The organism is Lentzea sp. NPDC058436 (genome assembly GCF_042721515.1).
GTDB lineage: Bacteria > Actinomycetota > Actinomycetes > Mycobacteriales > Pseudonocardiaceae > Lentzea.
In genome coordinates this window covers 33,620-48,828 of the sequence record NZ_JBHXLF010000007.1, presented here as the reverse complement: position 1 = coordinate 48,828, position 15,209 = coordinate 33,620, and the positions used below count along the sequence as shown (strand labels likewise).

Annotated in this window: 14 protein-coding genes; 10 read left to right on the top strand and 4 right to left on the bottom strand. The window is 69.6% G+C overall.

What is annotated here, in order from left to right; genetic code table 11:
• Positions 1-156 precede the first annotated feature (156 nt).
• The 7 genes from ACFWN2_RS25320 (at position 157) to ACFWN2_RS25290 (ending at position 7,948) form a co-directional block, all read left to right on the top strand.
• Positions 157-1,059, top strand: coding sequence for a TIGR04222 domain-containing membrane protein (locus tag ACFWN2_RS25320; RefSeq protein WP_382431289.1), 903 nt, complete (start codon positions 157-159; stop codon positions 1,057-1,059).
• A gap of 90 nt (positions 1,060-1,149) precedes the next feature.
• A complete protein-coding gene (locus ACFWN2_RS25315; protein ID WP_382431287.1) occupies positions 1,150-1,953 on the top strand; it encodes a TIGR04222 domain-containing membrane protein in 804 nt (267 codons plus the stop codon).
• A gap of 11 nt (positions 1,954-1,964) precedes the next feature.
• On the top strand, positions 1,965-2,744 hold the full coding sequence (locus tag ACFWN2_RS25310; protein ID WP_382431285.1) for a TIGR04222 domain-containing membrane protein: 780 nt from the start codon (positions 1,965-1,967) through the stop codon (positions 2,742-2,744).
• The gene (locus ACFWN2_RS25305) at positions 2,744-3,511 is read left to right on the top strand and encodes a TIGR04222 domain-containing membrane protein (RefSeq protein WP_382431283.1); all 768 of its coding nucleotides are present in this window, start codon (positions 2,744-2,746) and stop codon (positions 3,509-3,511) included. Before ACFWN2_RS25310 ends, ACFWN2_RS25305 begins: the two co-directional genes overlap by 1 nt.
• On the top strand, positions 3,511-4,329 hold the full coding sequence (locus ACFWN2_RS25300) for a DUF692 domain-containing protein (RefSeq protein ID WP_382431281.1): 819 nt from the start codon (positions 3,511-3,513) through the stop codon (positions 4,327-4,329). The genes ACFWN2_RS25305 and ACFWN2_RS25300 overlap by 1 nt, the downstream gene beginning before the upstream one ends.
• A complete protein-coding gene (locus ACFWN2_RS25295) occupies positions 4,322-4,693 on the top strand; it encodes a hypothetical protein (protein ID WP_382431279.1) in 372 nt (123 codons plus the stop codon). Before ACFWN2_RS25300 ends, ACFWN2_RS25295 begins: the two co-directional genes overlap by 8 nt.
• Positions 4,694-4,870: 177 nt before the next feature.
• Positions 4,871-7,948: a S8 family serine peptidase gene (locus tag ACFWN2_RS25290; protein ID WP_382431277.1), complete on the top strand. Its 3,078-nt coding sequence runs from the start codon at positions 4,871-4,873 to the stop codon at positions 7,946-7,948.
• A gap of 3 nt (positions 7,949-7,951) precedes the next feature.
• Here ACFWN2_RS25290 and hemQ read toward each other — a convergent pair whose 3' ends face one another.
• The 3 genes from hemQ to hemE are packed head-to-tail and all read right to left on the bottom strand — an operon-like array spanning position 7,952 to position 11,129.
• Entirely contained in the window at positions 7,952-8,644 is a 693-nt protein-coding gene (gene hemQ, locus ACFWN2_RS25285) for a hydrogen peroxide-dependent heme synthase (protein WP_382431275.1), read from the bottom strand.
• Positions 8,645-8,667: 23 nt separating this feature from the next.
• Positions 8,668-10,095, bottom strand: coding sequence for a protoporphyrinogen oxidase (hemG, locus tag ACFWN2_RS25280; RefSeq protein WP_382431273.1), 1,428 nt, complete (start codon positions 10,093-10,095; stop codon positions 8,668-8,670).
• Positions 10,095-11,129, bottom strand: coding sequence for a uroporphyrinogen decarboxylase (hemE, locus tag ACFWN2_RS25275; protein ID WP_382431271.1), 1,035 nt, complete (start codon positions 11,127-11,129; stop codon positions 10,095-10,097). Before hemE ends, hemG begins: the two co-directional genes overlap by 1 nt.
• A 72-nt stretch (positions 11,130-11,201) precedes the next feature.
• On the opposite strand from hemE, the gene ACFWN2_RS25270 reads away from it, so the two are divergent.
• The gene (locus ACFWN2_RS25270; protein WP_229905701.1) at positions 11,202-11,750 is read left to right on the top strand and encodes a DUF3000 domain-containing protein; all 549 of its coding nucleotides are present in this window, start codon (positions 11,202-11,204) and stop codon (positions 11,748-11,750) included.
• Between the two features lie 7 nt (positions 11,751-11,757).
• On the opposite strand, the gene ACFWN2_RS25265 is transcribed toward ACFWN2_RS25270, so the two are convergent.
• On the bottom strand, positions 11,758-12,900 hold the full coding sequence (locus ACFWN2_RS25265) for a dipeptidase (RefSeq protein ID WP_382431269.1): 1,143 nt from the start codon (positions 12,898-12,900) through the stop codon (positions 11,758-11,760).
• A gap of 318 nt (positions 12,901-13,218) precedes the next feature.
• Here ACFWN2_RS25265 and ACFWN2_RS25260 point away from each other — a divergent pair, with 318 nt between their 5' ends.
• Together ACFWN2_RS25260 and ACFWN2_RS25255 are read left to right on the top strand one after the other, a co-directional pair.
• The gene (locus ACFWN2_RS25260) at positions 13,219-13,872 is read left to right on the top strand and encodes a response regulator transcription factor (RefSeq protein WP_181320591.1); all 654 of its coding nucleotides are present in this window, start codon (positions 13,219-13,221) and stop codon (positions 13,870-13,872) included.
• Between the two features lie 70 nt (positions 13,873-13,942).
• A complete protein-coding gene (locus tag ACFWN2_RS25255) occupies positions 13,943-15,199 on the top strand; it encodes an HRDC domain-containing protein (RefSeq protein WP_382431267.1) in 1,257 nt (418 codons plus the stop codon).
• Positions 15,200-15,209: the final 10 nt, after the last annotated feature.

The window sequence follows — 15,209 nt, the reverse complement described above, 5'->3', positions numbered from 1 at the left end:
GGTTCGTCCAGCTAGCCGCTGAGCGAGCCATAAGCGCAAGACGAGGGCAGACGGCCGAGAACCCTAAGGCTTCGTCAACAAGGCTTGTGAGCCTGTGGCACGGACCACACCATTGACTCACCGAAGCATTTTCGGGGCAGTCAGGGGGTGGGTCGCATGGAGCCTTGGGGGTTGTCCGGACCGGAGTTCCTTCAGCTGTACTGGATCGGGCTGGCGCTGGCGGTGCTGGTCTCGATCGTCGTCCGGGTACGCGTGCGGGCGGGTCGGAGCACCCAGCCCGTGCGCTCCCTGGACATGGACGAGCTCGCATATCTTGCGGGCGGTCCAAGGCGCGTGGTCGAAACGTCCATCGCGCGGCTGCTCACCGCGGGTGAGCTCAGGACTTCACGGCGTGGCACCGTTCAGGTCACGTCCAGCACCCAGTCTCTCAACGCGGTGGACCGCGCCGTCGTCACCGACAGCCAGCGCTACACCAACCGCACCGTCAACCTGATGATCCCCGCGGTGGCCAAGGAAGACGTGGTCACGGGGATCGGCCGGCGACTGGAGGACATGGGTCTCCTGGTCAACCCGGACGTCGTGAAAAGCGCGGTGCGCAAGGGATCCGTCGCTCTGTGGGTGCTGCTCGCGATCGGGATCGCCCGCTGGGTCAACGGCATCGCGCTCGGTGCCGCGATCGGCTGGCTCACGCTCCAGCTCGTCCTCACGGGCCTGCTGATCCTGCTGCTCACGCGCCGCGGCAAGAAGGTCATGCGCACCAGCAAGGGCAACAGCGTCCTCGACGCCGCCCGCACGAGCAACAGCTCCAAGGCGCGGGCCGGGACGCTGGACGAGGTCATGTACACGGGCGCGGCCGGCGCTGTGCTGTTCGGCGGCCTCGTCGTCTACCCGGACCTGGCGGTGCGCAGTTCGCTGCTCGCCTCCTCCGGTTCCGGCGGCTACAGCAGTGGTAGCTACAGCACGTGTTCGACCAGTTCTTCTTCGTGTTCGAGCGGAAGCAGTTGTGGCGGCGGAGGCGGTGGCGGCGGCTGCGGCGGGGGTTGCGGCGGCGGCAGCTGATCCGTTCGTTCGGTCCTGTTCAGGTAACGACTGGAACCCAGGGGTAGATCTCACGTCGAAGATGCACTGACACCAGTGAGGGGAGTGCTGATGTCCCAGTCTTCGGCAGCTCACCGGGCCACGTGGTCCGCTGAGGAGATCGGGTTCCTGTCAGGGGGACCGGGCAGGGCGGCGGAGGCCGTCCTCGCCCGGTTGCTGGACGGCGGTCTCGTGCGCATCTCACGCGAGGGGCTCGTGACCGCCGTCCACCAGAACGGTTACGGCGCTTCGAGCCCGCTGGAGGCGTACGTCCTCGCCGGACTCAGGGGAACCGCCCGTCCGATCAAGCAGGTCGTGCAGGTCGCGATGGCGAGCCACGAGATGGGCGCCCTCCACGAGAGCCTCGTGCAGCGCGGGATGGTGCACCGCCAATGGGGACGGCCCCGCAGCGGCAAGATCGCGTTGCGGGTGGTGCTGTTCCTGCTCGCGTTCGTCTCGATCTTCGTCGCGTTCGCGATCGACACGAGGCTGTTCCTGCTGACGGCACTGCTGGTGTTCGTCGCGATCCTGCTGCGCAAACCGGGCAGGCTCACCAGGAACGGCAAGAGCGTGTGGATGCACGCGCTGAGGAATCCGCGCAGCGGTGCGGACTCGGTGGCGTTGTTCGGATTGCGCAGGGGCAAACAGCGCATGAACGCGGCAACGTCCACTTCGTACGTCGCGAGCAGCTGCAGCTCCTACGACTGGGACCACCACAACTGCGGGGGTTCATCGAGCTGTTCGAGCAGCAGCTGCAACAGTTCCAGCGGCTGCGGCAGTTCGAGCAGCAGTTGTTCGAGCAGTAGCAGCAGTTGTAGCAGCAGCAGTTCGAGTTGCAGCAGCAGTAGCAGCAGCTGCAGCAGTTCCAGCAGTTAGAGGGGGAACTGATGGAAACACCGACAGCGGCGCGGGGAACGCGGCTGTCCGCGGAGGAGGCCGGCTACCTGACGGCCGGTCCCGGGCGGGCCGCGGAGACGGCGCTGGCCAGGCTGATCGACGCCGGACTGGTGCGGGTCTCGCGCGACGGGTTCGTCTCCGCCGTGCACCAGAACGGTCACGGCGCCACCACTTCGGTCGAGGCGCGGATGCTGAGCCACGCGCGGACCTCCGTCCGCTTCACCACGATCGTGCGGTCCGCCACGAACAGCGCCGAGATGACGCGGCTGCACCGGCACCTGCTCGACTGCGGACTGATGCAGCGGCCGCGCCGTCGCAACGAGGGCTGGTGGTTCTCCCTCGCGGTCGCCGGTCTGCTCACCCTGGCGGGCTTCGCGGCACCGGCGTTCTTCCTCGGGGTGCCGATCGCACTGGGGTTCTTCGTCTGGCAGTACGGCAGGAGCCCGGTCACCAAGGCGGGCAAAGACGCGCTGAAGAACGTGATCGCGCACGACAGGGTGCACGCCGTGGCGCTGTACGGGTTCTCCGGCAACGTCGGCGACGAGAGCGTCGGTGAGCTCTTCGAGCTCCCGCGGCCGATCGTGAAGATGATGCCGCGCAAGGACAAGCGGCGGTCCTCTTCGTACGGCGGCTCGTGCGGCACGGCGGGTTACGTCAGCGGATGTGGTAGCACTTCCAGTGGCTGCGGCGGTTCCAGCAGTAGCTGCGGCGGTTCGAGCGGTTCCAGTTGCGGCGGCGGAAGCAGCTGCGGCGGTGGCGGAGGAGACTGATGGCGACACCGGCGACGGAAAGGGGAACCCGCGTTCCCCCGGAGCGGATCGGCTACCTGACGGCCGGGCCCGGCAGGGCGGCGGAGACGGCGCTGGCCAGGTTGCTCGACGCCGGCCTGGTCCGGGTGTCGCGCGACGGGCTCGTCTCGGCCGTGCACCAGGGCTCCTACGACACCACCACGCCGGTCGAGGTGCGCATCCTCACCGGCCTGAACAAGCCCGCCCGGTTCGACGCGGTCGTGCGCAACGCCGCGAAGAGCAAGGAGATGCGGGACCTGCACGACCGGCTGCGGGCCGAGGGGCTGACCCGCAAGGCCCGTCCCCAGCTCTCGGTGTGGTGGATCTTCCTCGTGATCGGGGGTGTCCTGGCCCTCGCCTCGCTCACGCAGGTGTGGCTGCTCATCGGCACGGTGGGCTTCCTGGGAACCGCCTGGTGGACGTACGGCGCGAAACCGCTCACCAGGGCGGGCAGGGCGGCGCTGGAGGGCGCGAGCACGCGCGACCGGGTCATCGCGGTGGCGCTGGAAGGCTTCCGCGGCAAGGTCAGCGGCCGGCCGGTCGGTGACCTCTTCGACCTCCCGCAGAGCGTCGTCAAGACCCTGCCCCGCAAGAGGAAGGGCAGGGCCGGCGGCGGCGCCGCGACGAGCACCGCGGGATGCGGCAGCGGGTGTGGCGGCAGCAGTTGTGGTAGCAGTAGCAGTTGTTCGTCAGGCAGCAGTTGCGGTGGAGGAAGCAGCAGCTGTGGCGGCGGAGGTGGAGGCGACTGATGGCGGGCATCAAGGACCTGGGCGTCGGCATCGGCTGGCGCTCGGAGATCGACCTGACCGTGGAACGGTTGCCCGGCGTGGACTTCGTCGAGGTCGTCGCCGAGAACCTCCACATCGGACACCTGCCGGAGTCGGTGACGCTGCTGCTGGAACGCGGCGTCCCGGTGCTCCCCCACGCCGTGTCGCTGTCGCTGGGCGGCGCGGATCCCGTCGACCTGCACCGCGTCGAGCACCTGGGCGCGGTCGCCGAGGCGGTCGGCGCGCCGATGGTCAGCGACCACGTGTGCTTCGTGCGGGCGGGCGGTCTCGACTCCGGCCACCTGATGCCGGTGCCGCGCACCAGGGACGCGCTCGACGTGCTCGTCGCGAACGTCAAGCTCGCCCAGGCGAACCTGCCCGTCCCGCTCGCGCTGGAGAACGTCGCCGCGCTGCTGGAGTGGCCGGACGGCGAGCTGTCCGAGGGCCAGTTCCTCGCCGAACTGGTGGAGCGCACGGACTGCTGGCTGCTGGTGGACGTCGCCAACCTGTACGCGAACGCCCGCAACATCGGCACGGACCCCGAGCGGTTCCTGGACGAGATCCCGCTGGAGCGCCTGGCCTACGTCCACGTGGCCGGCGGCGAGCAGCACGGCGACATCTACCACGACACGCACGCCCACGCGGTTCTGCCGGAGGTGCTCGGAGTGCTGGACGAACTGTGCTCTCGCGTCGCGCCACCCGGCGTTCTGCTGGAACGCGACGACAACTACCCGTCCGACACCGAAATCGCGAGCGAACTGGCCGCGATCCGCGCCGTCGTGGACAAGCACCGTGGCTGAAATTGTGAACGAGAATGAACTTTCGGTTGCACGCGAAAGGCTTGCCACCCGGCAGACCGAGCTGCTAAACGCATTGCTCGCGAACGGTCCGGCTCCGGCGGGATTCGACGAACAACGGCTGGGTGTCGAACGCCGCGCGTTGCTGTCGAAACGGCGCGGCATCGTGCGGATGCTCGGACCGGCGGTCGCCGACGAGCTCGGCGACCGGTTCCGGCCGCTCTTCGACGCCTACGCCGTCGAACACCCACGTCGCGCGGGCTCTCGCGCGCGCGAAGACGCCGCCGCGTTCGCGGAATGGTGCCGCGCCCGCGGAGAACTGCCGGAGAAGCGCAAGGTGCGTTGGAAGTTCTGGCGGTCGAACTGACGGGCGAACGATTCGGGGGCCAGAATCCCCCGTTCGGCCCTGTGTGGTCCAGACCTCCATCGATACGTTCAAAAGGGTCGGGGGGCCCTTTTTCCATTGCGTCATCTTCGCCGCCAAGGCCCTTCCGGCCTGCGCGGACCACAGCGCGCAGAAATTCGAACCGTCGAGGGGATTCGAATGCGCGGAAAAACGAAAGTGCTGGGCGCCGTCGCGGCGCTCGCCCTGACTGCGGCGCCGGCCGTCGCCACAGCGGCACCGGCGAACGCACCCGGCAGGGCCGTCGACGAGGTCACGCTCGTCACGGGTGACAAGGTCCTGCTGGGCCACGACCGGCAGGTCGTCGCGATCCAGCCCGGCGAGGGCCGCCAGAAGATGGTCTTCAAGACCGCCCGCACCGCGGACGGACACCAGATGGTGGTGCCGAAGGACGCCTTCGAGCCCCTGGCGGCGGGCCGGCTCGACCGCAGACTCTTCGACGTCACCACGTTGCTGGAGTTCGGCTACCGCGACCGCATGCCGTTGATCGTGGACGGCCGGGCGAGACTCGGCGCCAGGTCGTCGAACGACTGGACGGCGCTCAAGTCCACGGCCCAGCAGGGCGAGAAGGTGTGGCTCGACGGCATCCGCAAGCCGAGCCTGGACCGCAGCGTCGCCCAGATCGGCGCGCCGGCCGCGCACCAGAAGGGCATCACCGGCAAGGGGATCAAGGTCGCCATCGTCGACACGGGCGTCGACGAGAAGCACCCCGACCTCGCAGGTCAGCAGATCGCGGAGAAGAACTTCACCACTGACCCCGACAACACCGACAACGTCGGCCACGGCACGCACGTCGGGTCGACCGTCGCGAGCCACGACGCGAAGTACGGCGGTGTCGCGCCGGGCGCGCAGCTGATCGACGCGAAGGTCTGCGTCGAGTTCGGCTGCCAGGAGTCCTGGATCCTCGACGGCATGCGCTGGGCCGCCGAGCAGGGCGCCCAGGTCATCAACATGAGCCTCGGCGGCACGGACTCGCCGGAGGTCGACCCGCTGGAGCAGGCGGTCAACGACCTGACGGCCCAGTACGGCACGTTGTTCGTCATCGCGGCGGGCAACTCCGGCTCGCCGGGCTCGGTGGGCTCACCGGGTTCGGCCGACGCGGCCCTGACGGTCGGCGCCGTCGACCGCGACGACAAGATCGCCCCGTTCTCCAGCAGAGGCCCTCGCGTTGGAGACAGCGGCCTCAAGCCCGAGGTGACCGCACCGGGTGTCGACATCGTCGCCGCCAAGGCCGGTTCCTCGGACCACGTCGCGTTCAGCGGCACGTCGATGGCGACCCCGCACGTGGCGGGCGCCGCCGCGCTGCTCAAACAGCAACACCCCGAGTGGACGCCGGCGCAGCTCAAGTCGGTGCTCGCGACCTCGGCCAAGCCCACCGAGGGCCTCAGCGCGTTCGACCAGGGCGCGGGCCGCATCAACGTCGCCAAGGCGATCGACCAGGTGCTGACCGGCACGGTGACCGTCAACCTGGGTCTGCAGGAGTGGCCTCACGGCGACGACAAGCCGGTCACCAAGCCGATCTCCTACTCCAACCCGACGGACGCGGCGATCACTCTCGACCTCGCGCTGAAGACGACCGCCCCGGCGGGCCTGTTCGCGCTGGGCGCCACGAAGGTCACCGTGCCGGCCAAGGGCACCGCGTCGGTGAACGTCACCGGGGACACCCGCGTCGGCACGCGGGACGCCGCGTACTCGGGCGAGGTCGTCGCCACGTCCGGCACGCACACCGTCCGCACGCTCGTCGGCATCGACCGCGAGGTGGAGAGCTACACCCTCACGATCGACGCGACCGGCCGCGACGGCGCGGACCCCGCCGAGTCGTTCTCGCTCCTCGTCGGCCTGGACAACAGCGTGTTCAAGCCCGTCGGCGGGGCGGGGGACCTGAAGGTGCGCCTGCCCAAGGGCAGGTACTTCGTCGAGACCTCCCTGACCAACGGCGAGCGCGGCCTCGACCTGCTGTACCAGCCGAACGTGGAACTCACCCGCGACCTGACGATCACGCAGGACGCCCGCCAGGCCCGGCCGGTGTCGGTGAAGGCGCCGGAGGAGACCGGTGACTTCACGCTGGGCGTCATCAGCTTCCGCCGCTCGGTGAACGGACAGGACCGCCTGGGAGGCACGCTGTTCATGTTCGGCGGCTTCGAGGGCCTCTCGGTCGCCCAGGCCGGCGGACCGCTGCCGCCCGCCGACCTGTCCTCGGTCGCGATGCTCCAGGCCAACACCACCGCCGACCCGCACACGTTCTACCGGCTCGCCTACCCGGTTCCCGGTGGCTTCCCGGTCGGCCTGGACAAGGCGCCGGCCAGGAAGGACCTGGCCAGGGTCGAGTCCACGATCGGTGGCCTGAAGCCGGACAGCACCGCTCAGAAGGGCGAACTGCCGGTCACCGCGCTCGGGGTGAGCAGCGGCACCGCGCTCTACCCGGTGGCCGTCGGCGCCACCTCGGTCGACTACGTGTCGACCGAGGACGTGCGCTGGCAGTCGGCGGTCATGACGCGCCACGCCAACGGATCCCAGGAACGCATCACCTCGGGGATCCGCAAGTACAAGGCGGGCAAGACCTATCAGGAACGGGAGATCCGGCCGGTGTTCTCACCGGGGCTGCCCGAGTCGCCGTACGGGTTCGTCGAGCGGTACGGCTCGCAGCTCTACGTCAGCCCGCCGATGACGAGCGACGGCACGCACGGCACCGGTTCGTCCACTGTGGACAGCGCGAGGGCGGCCCTGTACCGCAACGGCGTGCTGCTCGGCGAGACGACGACGCCGGGTGGCCTGTTCTCGAACGTGCCGCTGCCTCAGGGCGACTTCCGCGCCGAGGTGAGCCTCGACCGGAGCTCGCAGTTCGAGTTCAGCACCAAGGTGTCCGCGGTGTGGACGTTCAAGTCCCAGGGTGTCGAGGGCGAGGTCGAGTCGCCGCCGCTGTCGGTCGTGCGCTTCGAACCGAGGCTCGACGAGAACGGCGCGGTGCCCGCGGGCACGTTGCAGCGCATCGGGTTGCTCACGCAGACGCAGGGCGACGCGGGCAAGGTGCGCGTCACCGGAGTCCAGTACTCGCACGACGACGGCAAGACGTGGCGTCGCGCGGGTGTCGTCGGCGACAGCGCGTTGGTGTACAACCCGGCGAACGCGCAGTGGACTTCGCTGAAGGCCACTGCGACGGACGCCAGGGGTGGAACGGTCGAGCTGACCGTGATCCGGGCCTACAAGGTCGGATCCTGATCCCTAGGGCAGGTTGAGAACCAGCTCGGCCGCCGGGACGCGGGTGCCCGTGTAGAAGGGGATTTCCTCTCGCACGTGCAGCCGCGCCTCGGTGCCGCGCAGGTGCCGCATGAGGTCGACGATGCGGTGCAGTTCGTCGGCCTCGAACGCGAGCAGCCACTCGTAGTCGCCGAGAGCGAACGACGCGACGGTGTTCGCCCGCACGTCCGGGTAGTCGCGCGCCTCCTTGCCGTGGTCCGCCAGCATCTTGCGGCGGTCGGCCTCCGGCAGCAGGTACCACTCGTAGGACCGCACGAACGGGTAGACGCAGATGTACTTGCGCGCCTCCTCCCCCGCGAGGAACGCGGGGATGTGGCTGCGGTTGAACTCCGCCGGGCGGTGCAGCGCGACCTGCGACCAGACCGGCGTGGAGACCTTGCCGAGCGGCGTGCGGCGGAAGCCCGTGTAGGCCTGCTGCACCTGCTCGATCTCCTCGGCGTGCCACCAGATCATGAAGTCGGCGTCGGCGCGCAGACCGGCCACGTCGTAGACGCCGCGGACGACGACTCCCTTGCCCTCCAACGCGTCCAGGTAGTTCTGGGTCTCGCTGGCGGCCGCCGAGCGGTCGTCCGGAAGCTTGCCGGGTTCGACCCGGAACACCGACCACATCGTGTAGCGGATGGTGTCGTTGAGCTCGTTGTAGTTCAGGCGCGCCATACGTCCATCTTGGCACGCGGCCCTCAACGGCGAACGCGGCCCAGCAGGTGTGCTGCGACACGGGCGGCGGCCGCGTCGGCGGTCGCGATGCAGGCCGGAACGCCGACGCCGTGCAGCGTGGCGCCCGCGACGGCGAGGCCCGGCACGTCGGCGATGCCGCGTTCGATCGTGTCCACCAGGTCGCCGTGCCCGACGCCGTACTGCGGCAGTCCTCCGCCCCAGCGCTGCACCACGTAGTCGATCGGCGCGGCCTTGATCCCGGTCAACTCCTGCAGGTCGTTGCGCACGGCCTTGACGAGGTCGGCGTCGCTGCGCTGCAGGAGCGCCGTCTCGCCGTGCCTGCCGACCGAGCCGCGCAGGATGACCGGTTCGCCGTAGTGCGACCACTTGCGGCTGGAGAACGTGAACGCCTTGGCGGTGAACGGGGTGATGCGGTCGCCGTACCGCTCCCCCTCCGCGATCAGGATCCCGGAGCGCCGCGGCAGTTCCGTGCCCGGCGGCAGCGCCAGCGCGACGACCGCCATCGAGGCGACCTCGACCTTGCCGTACGCGGCGGACACCTGCGGGGCGATCTCGTGCAGCAGCTTGCGCGCGGACGGCGCCGGGACCGCGAGCACGACGCCGTCGCACTCCAGGTACTCCGGCGTCGCGGCCGAGCCGATCTCCAGGCGCCAGCCGTCGCCGAGCCACGACAGCACGCGCACCGGCAGGCCCAGCCGGACCTCGGGCCGCGCGATCTCGGCGAGGCGGTCGACGAGCGACGACACACCGTTCGCGAGGCTGGCGAACACCGGCGGACGGGCGGCGCGGGGCTGTGGCGGCGCGGGCATCATCGTCGCGGCGGCCGCGAGCAGCGAGCCGACGCCCTTGTCCAGCAGCGTCGCGATCTGCGGCATCGTGGCGCGCAGGCCCAGCTCGTCCGCGCGGCCCGCGTAGACACCGCCCAGCAGCGGGCTGACCAGGCGGTCGGCGACCTCCGGGCCGAACCTCTCCTTCATCAGCGTGCCGACGGCGACGTCGCCGCCCCTGAGCTCGACCGGCGGCAGCGTCGGTTCCATCTCGACGCGCAGCGCGCCCTCGGACGACAGCATGTGCCGCACCGTCTCGACGCTCGCCGGAACGCCCATGAACGTGTGCGCCGGCAGCTGGTGCGTGCGCCCGGCCGCGTGGACGCTCGCCTTCGCGTCCGTCGGGTGCACGACGTGGTCCTGCAGGCCGATCTCGGCGATCAGCTCCTGCGCCTCGGGCTTGCGGTGCAGGAACGCCTCCGCGCCCACGTCGAACCGCACACCCGCGAGCTCGGTCGTGCGGAGCTTGCCGCCGAGCCGGTCGGACTGCTCGATCACCGTGACCCTGGCGTCGGGACCGAGCAGCATGCGCAACCGGTGTGCGGCGGCGAGGCCGGAGACTCCGCCTCCGACTACAGCGACGTGCGGCGCTCTGGCGTGCATTACAAGCTGTGGATCAGTTCGACGGTCCGGGTGATGATCTCCGGATCGGTGTCGGGCAGCACGCCGTGGCCGAGGTTGAAGATGTGGCCCGCGGCGGCCTTGCCCTCGGCGTGGATGCGGCGCACCTCGCGTTCGACGGCCTCGAAGCCCGCGAAGAACAGCGCCGGGTCGAGGTTGCCCTGCACGACCGGCTTCGGCAGCTCGGGAGCCGCCTTCTCCAGTCGCTCGACCGCCACGTCGAGGGGAATTCGCCAGTCGACACCGACGACGTCCGCGCCGGCCTCGCGCATGGCGGGCAGCAGCTCGCCCGTGCCGACGCCGAAGTGGATGCGCGGGACGGTGCTGATCGTCTCCAGCACGCGCGTCGAGTGCGGCAGGACGAACTCGCGGTAGTCGCGCTCGGACAGCGCGCCCGCCCACGAGTCGAACAGCTGCACGGCCTGCACGCCCGCGTCGAGCTGCGCGTGCAGGAACGCGGCCGTGACGTCGGCGATCTTGGCGAGCAGCGCGTGCCACAGCTCGGGGTTGCCGTGCATGAGCGCCTTGGTGCGCTCGTGGTTCTTGCTCGGGCCGCCCTCGACCAGGTAGCTCGCCAGCGTGAACGGCGCTCCGGCGAACCCGATCAGCGCGACCTCGGCCGGGAGTTCCTTCAGCAGCAACCCGATCGCGTCCTGGACCGGCTGGACCTGCTCGGCGTGCAGCTCGGGCAGCGCCTGCACGTCCGCGAGCGTGCGGACCGGGTTCGCGACCACGGGACCGGTGCCCGCGACGATGTCGAGGTCGACACCGGCGGCCTTGAGCGGCACGACGATGTCGGAGAAGAGGATCGCGCCGTCGACGCCGTGCCGCCGGATCGGCTGCATGGTGATCTCGCAGACCATCTCCGGGTCCATGCACGCGTCGAGCATCGCGGTGCCCTGGCGGAGAGCCCGGTACTCGGGCAGCGACCGTCCCGCCTGCCTCATGAACCAGACAGGGGTGTGCGACGGGGTGCCGCCACTTGCGGCCACGAGGAGGGGAACTTGAGTGCTCATATCTCTTTCATGGTCCCACGTCCCGGCGTGCCGCCGTCACTCGGCCGGATTGCGAGGCATACAGTCAGTTGTGTGACCGAGCCGGAAATCTTCCGCCGGGCGGTGGGGACGCTCAAGTCGGTTCGCCACAGGCCCGAGATCGAACTCACCGAAGTTCGCCCACCGCAGCGGCTCGCCCCGTGGGCGTACGCGCTGACGGCTGAGGTCACCGGCCCGTCGGACGAACTGTCGACAGGAAGGCTCGTGCTGCTGCACGACCCGGACGGCGACGAGGCGTGGGGCGGTGTCCTGCGCGTCGTGGCGTACGTGCGCGTCGAGCTGGACCACGAGCTGGCGTCGGATCCCCTGCTGCCCGAGGTCGGGTGGTCGTGGCTGACCGAGGCGCTGGAGCAGTCCGGCGCCGGGTTCACCGCCCTGGGCGGGACCGTGACGCAGACGTCGTCGGCCCGGTTCGGCGACATCGCGGGTCCCGCGCGCACCGACGACCTGGAGCTGCGCGCGTCGTGGACCGCGCTCGACGGGGAACTCGCCGAGCACGGCACCGCGTTCTACGAGCTGATGGCGACGGCCGTGGGGCTGCCGCCGGTCGGCGTCACCCTCTTCGGGCAGCGCCAGCCCTAGTAATAGGTCAGTCGGCGTCCCGGAGCACCCGCAGGACGTTCGCGCCCGCGAGCTTCGCGAGGTCGTCCTCGGACCAGCCCTCGTCGAGCAGCGCGCCGAAGAGGTTCGGGTAGGTCGACACGTCCTCCAGGCCCTGTGGGAGGGACTGGACGCCGTCGTAGTCGCCGCCGATGCCGAGGTGGTCGACGCCGACGACCTCGCGGGCGTGCTCGAGGTGCAGGACGACGTCGTCGAGCGTCGCGGCCGGCTTCGGGTTCCCGACCGCCCACTTCTCGGCGAACGTCCTGCGCTCGTCCATGTCGGCGTGGCTCGCGCCGGCCTCCGTCATGGCCTCACGAAGGGCTGCGTCCCATTCAGCGACACGAGGTGAGACGAAGTCCGGAACGAATGTGATCATGGCCACACCGCCGTTGGCCTTCAGCTTGATCAACACGTCGTCCGGAATGTTGCGCGGGTGGTCCGCAACCTTGCGGCACGACGAGTGGCTGAAGATGACGGGCTTGACGCTGGTGTCGAGCGCGTCGTGCATCGTGCTGGGCGCGACGTGGCTCAGGTCGACGAGCATGCCGATCCGGTTCATCTCGCGCACGACGTCGCGGCCGAACTCGGTCAAGCCTCCGTGTTCCGGCTGGTCAGTGGCGCTGTCGGCCCACGGGGTGTTGTCGTTGTGGGTCAGTGTCATGTAGCGGACGCCCAGGCGGCGCAACGCGCGCAGAACACCGAGTGAAGAGTTGATGGAATGTCCGCCCTCGGCGCCGAGGAGGGACGCGACACGCCCGGTGGCGAAAACATTTTCAGCTTCGGCGGCGGTGGTCGCGAGGCCGAGGTGTTCGGAGTACCGCTCCGCCAGCTCGTAGACCAGTTCGACCTGCTCCAGGACGGCGGTGACGGCTCCGTCTCCTGCCAGCCTGCCGGGAATCCAGACGGACCAGAACTGCATCCCCAGGCCGCCCTCGCGCATTTTCACGACGTCCGTGTGCAGGCTGGGATGACGTTCCGTCAGATCGATCTTGGCGGCCGTCGAGTAGACGTCCTCGCCCGTTCCTTCACCGAACTCGCGGAGAGCCCACGGCAGGTCGTTGTGGCCGTCGACGAGGGGCACACGCTGCAGCAAAGCCCGCGCTCGTTCGAGACCTGAACTGCTCGGCACAACCAACTCCTAGATGTCGTTCTGAGAGGTGCTCGCGTTACACCCCCTATCCAGTTGTCATCCAATCGTGTGACACATGAGGCCATCTGTCACAACTCAATAGGGATAGATACCCGATTGATCGTCCCGTAGACCCGCATGGGCGGCTACGCTGCCCCAGACGACACCACTTTCGGTCGATCAGTGGCGCGGCTGATTGGACGAAAGTCTCCGGTGCCGGTCGGGGGGCACGACCGACTCCAGGGAGGTAGTGACGTGGCTGCCGTCGGCTTAGGTCAGGCCGTTCGTACCACGCCAGCCGGCTCGTTGCCGGCGAACATGGTCCCGCACCCGCGGGAAGAGCTTTTTTCAGTGCTGGTGGTCGACGACCACCCACTGCTGAGGGAGGCGATATCAGCTCGGCTCACCCAAATGGGAGCCGGGACAGTGCATGAGGCCGCATCGGTGGCAGAGGCTCGGGCGCGGGCACTTGCAACCGGTCCTTGCGACCTCGCGATCCTCGATCTGGGCCTGCCGGATGGCACCGGCATCGACCTGGTCACGGAACTCCGTGCCCAGGGCTGGCCCCGCATCGTGGTCCTCGCATCCTCCGACGACCCCTACGCGGTCAGGTCGGCCTTCCAGGCGGGCGCCCAGGCGTACCTCCTGAAGTCCGCCTCGCCGATGGTGGTCACCGACGGGGTGCGCAGGGTCCTCGACGGCGGCGTTTACGCAGATCCGAGCGTGGCACCAGTACTCGCAGCGGGTACTCGGGTGCCGGGCACGGACAACACGCCGCGGGAACTCTCCGCGCGTGAGGTCGAGGTGCTCCAGCTGGTCGCCGATGGCCAGAGCAACAAGGAGATCGGCGAGGCTCTGAGCCTGTCCGCGTTGACGGTGAAGTCTCACCTGTCGCGGATCGGCCGGAAGCTGGGCACAGGAGATCGCGCTCAGATGGTCGCGCTGGCCATGCGTGCCGGCGTGATCCGTTAGATACCGGTTTGAAGCACTGAACCGGCCGAGAACACCTGTGAGTGGTGCGATCGTCGTAGGGTCATCCGCTGTGGATGTACCCGCCGACGAGCCAACCGCACCAACCGGACCAGAACCGGTACCGCTGACGGAACCTGCTGATGGGGTCCCGCCAGTGGTCGCCGATCCAGCTGCGCTCCGGCGAGCCGCTGACGCGCTCGCCGGGGCGAAGGGCCCGGTCGCGGTGGACACCGAGCGAGCCTCGGGCTATCGCTACTCACAGCGTGCCTATCTGGTGCAACTGCGCCGGGAAGGCGCCGGCACGTGGTTGGTCGACCCGATCGCCCTGGGCGGTCGGATGGACCCGCTGGTGCAGGCGTTGGAGGGCACTGAGTGGGTGTTGCACGCGGCGTCTCAGGACCTGCCGTGCCTCGCCGAACTCGGTCTCCGTCCCGGCGTGCTGTTCGACACCGAGCTGGCGGGCAGGCTGGCTGGGTTCGAACGCGTCGCCTTGGGCACGCTGGTGGAACGGCTACTCGGTTACAGGCTCGAGAAGGGGCACGGCGCGGCCGACTGGTCGCGCCGGCCCCTTCCTGCCGATTGGCTGACGTACGCCGCTCTCGACGTGGAGCTGCTCGTGCAGCTGCGCGACGTTCTCGAAGCCGAACTGGAGCGCCAGGGCAAGCTCGCCTGGGCGCTCGAAGAGTTCGAGGCGGTGCGGACAGCGCCTTTGCCGCGTCCCCGCACCGACCCCTGGCGGCGCACATCGGGTATCCACCGCGTGCGCAACCAGCGGCAACTGGCCCTCGTGCGCGGCCTGTGGGAAGCCCGCGACACCGTGGCCCGTGAACGCGACATCGCTCCCGGCCGAGTCCTCCCGGACTCCGCGCTGATGGAGGCCGCCGCCCGCAACCCCGCCAACGAGGCGGAGCTGCTCGCCCTGCCCGTCTTCCGCGGCCGTTCCCAGCGCCGCATGGCAGGCGTGTGGATGAACGCCCTGCGCAAGGCGGGCGCGCTGACCAAGTCGGAGCTCCCGGAACCCGCGGGCCAGCACGACGGCCCGCCGCCGCCCAACCGCTGGGCGGACAAGGACCCGGACGCCGCGGCACGCCTGACCGCGACCCGCGCGGCGCTGGCGACCATCGCCGAGGCCAACACCCTCCCGGTGGAGAACCTGCTGCTGCCCGACCTGGTGCGTCGCACCTGCTGGCAACCGCCCGCCGACCTCTCCCCCGAATCCGTGGCCGCCGTGCTGCGCGACGGCGGGGCCCGGTCGTGGCAGATCGACCTCACGCTGGAAGCACTGACGAAGGCGCTGGCCGCATCAGCGCCCACGCCCGACAACTGATATCCGATAT

Excerpts from the sequence above, each read along its gene's own strand:
- ACFWN2_RS25305 (WP_382431283.1), top strand. The coding sequence starts at position 2,744 with ATGGCGACACCGGCGACGGAAAGGGGAACCCGCGTTCCCCCGGAGCGG.
- ACFWN2_RS25320 (WP_382431289.1), top strand. The coding sequence starts at position 157 with ATGGAGCCTTGGGGGTTGTCCGGACCGGAGTTCCTTCAGCTGTACTGG.
- ACFWN2_RS25310 (WP_382431285.1), top strand. The coding sequence starts at position 1,965 with ATGGAAACACCGACAGCGGCGCGGGGAACGCGGCTGTCCGCGGAGGAG.
- hemQ (WP_382431275.1), bottom strand. The coding sequence starts at position 8,644 with ATGGCGCGCCTGAACTACAACGAGCTCAACGACACCATCCGCTACACG.
- hemG (WP_382431273.1), bottom strand. The coding sequence starts at position 10,095 with ATGCACGCCAGAGCGCCGCACGTCGCTGTAGTCGGAGGCGGAGTCTCC.
- ACFWN2_RS25290 (WP_382431277.1), top strand. The coding sequence starts at position 4,871 with ATGCGCGGAAAAACGAAAGTGCTGGGCGCCGTCGCGGCGCTCGCCCTG.
- ACFWN2_RS25300 (WP_382431281.1), top strand. The coding sequence starts at position 3,511 with ATGGCGGGCATCAAGGACCTGGGCGTCGGCATCGGCTGGCGCTCGGAG.
- ACFWN2_RS25315 (WP_382431287.1), top strand. The coding sequence starts at position 1,150 with ATGTCCCAGTCTTCGGCAGCTCACCGGGCCACGTGGTCCGCTGAGGAG.
- hemE (WP_382431271.1), bottom strand. The coding sequence starts at position 11,129 with ATGAGCACTCAAGTTCCCCTCCTCGTGGCCGCAAGTGGCGGCACCCCG.
- ACFWN2_RS25260 (WP_181320591.1), top strand. The coding sequence starts at position 13,219 with ATGGTCCCGCACCCGCGGGAAGAGCTTTTTTCAGTGCTGGTGGTCGAC.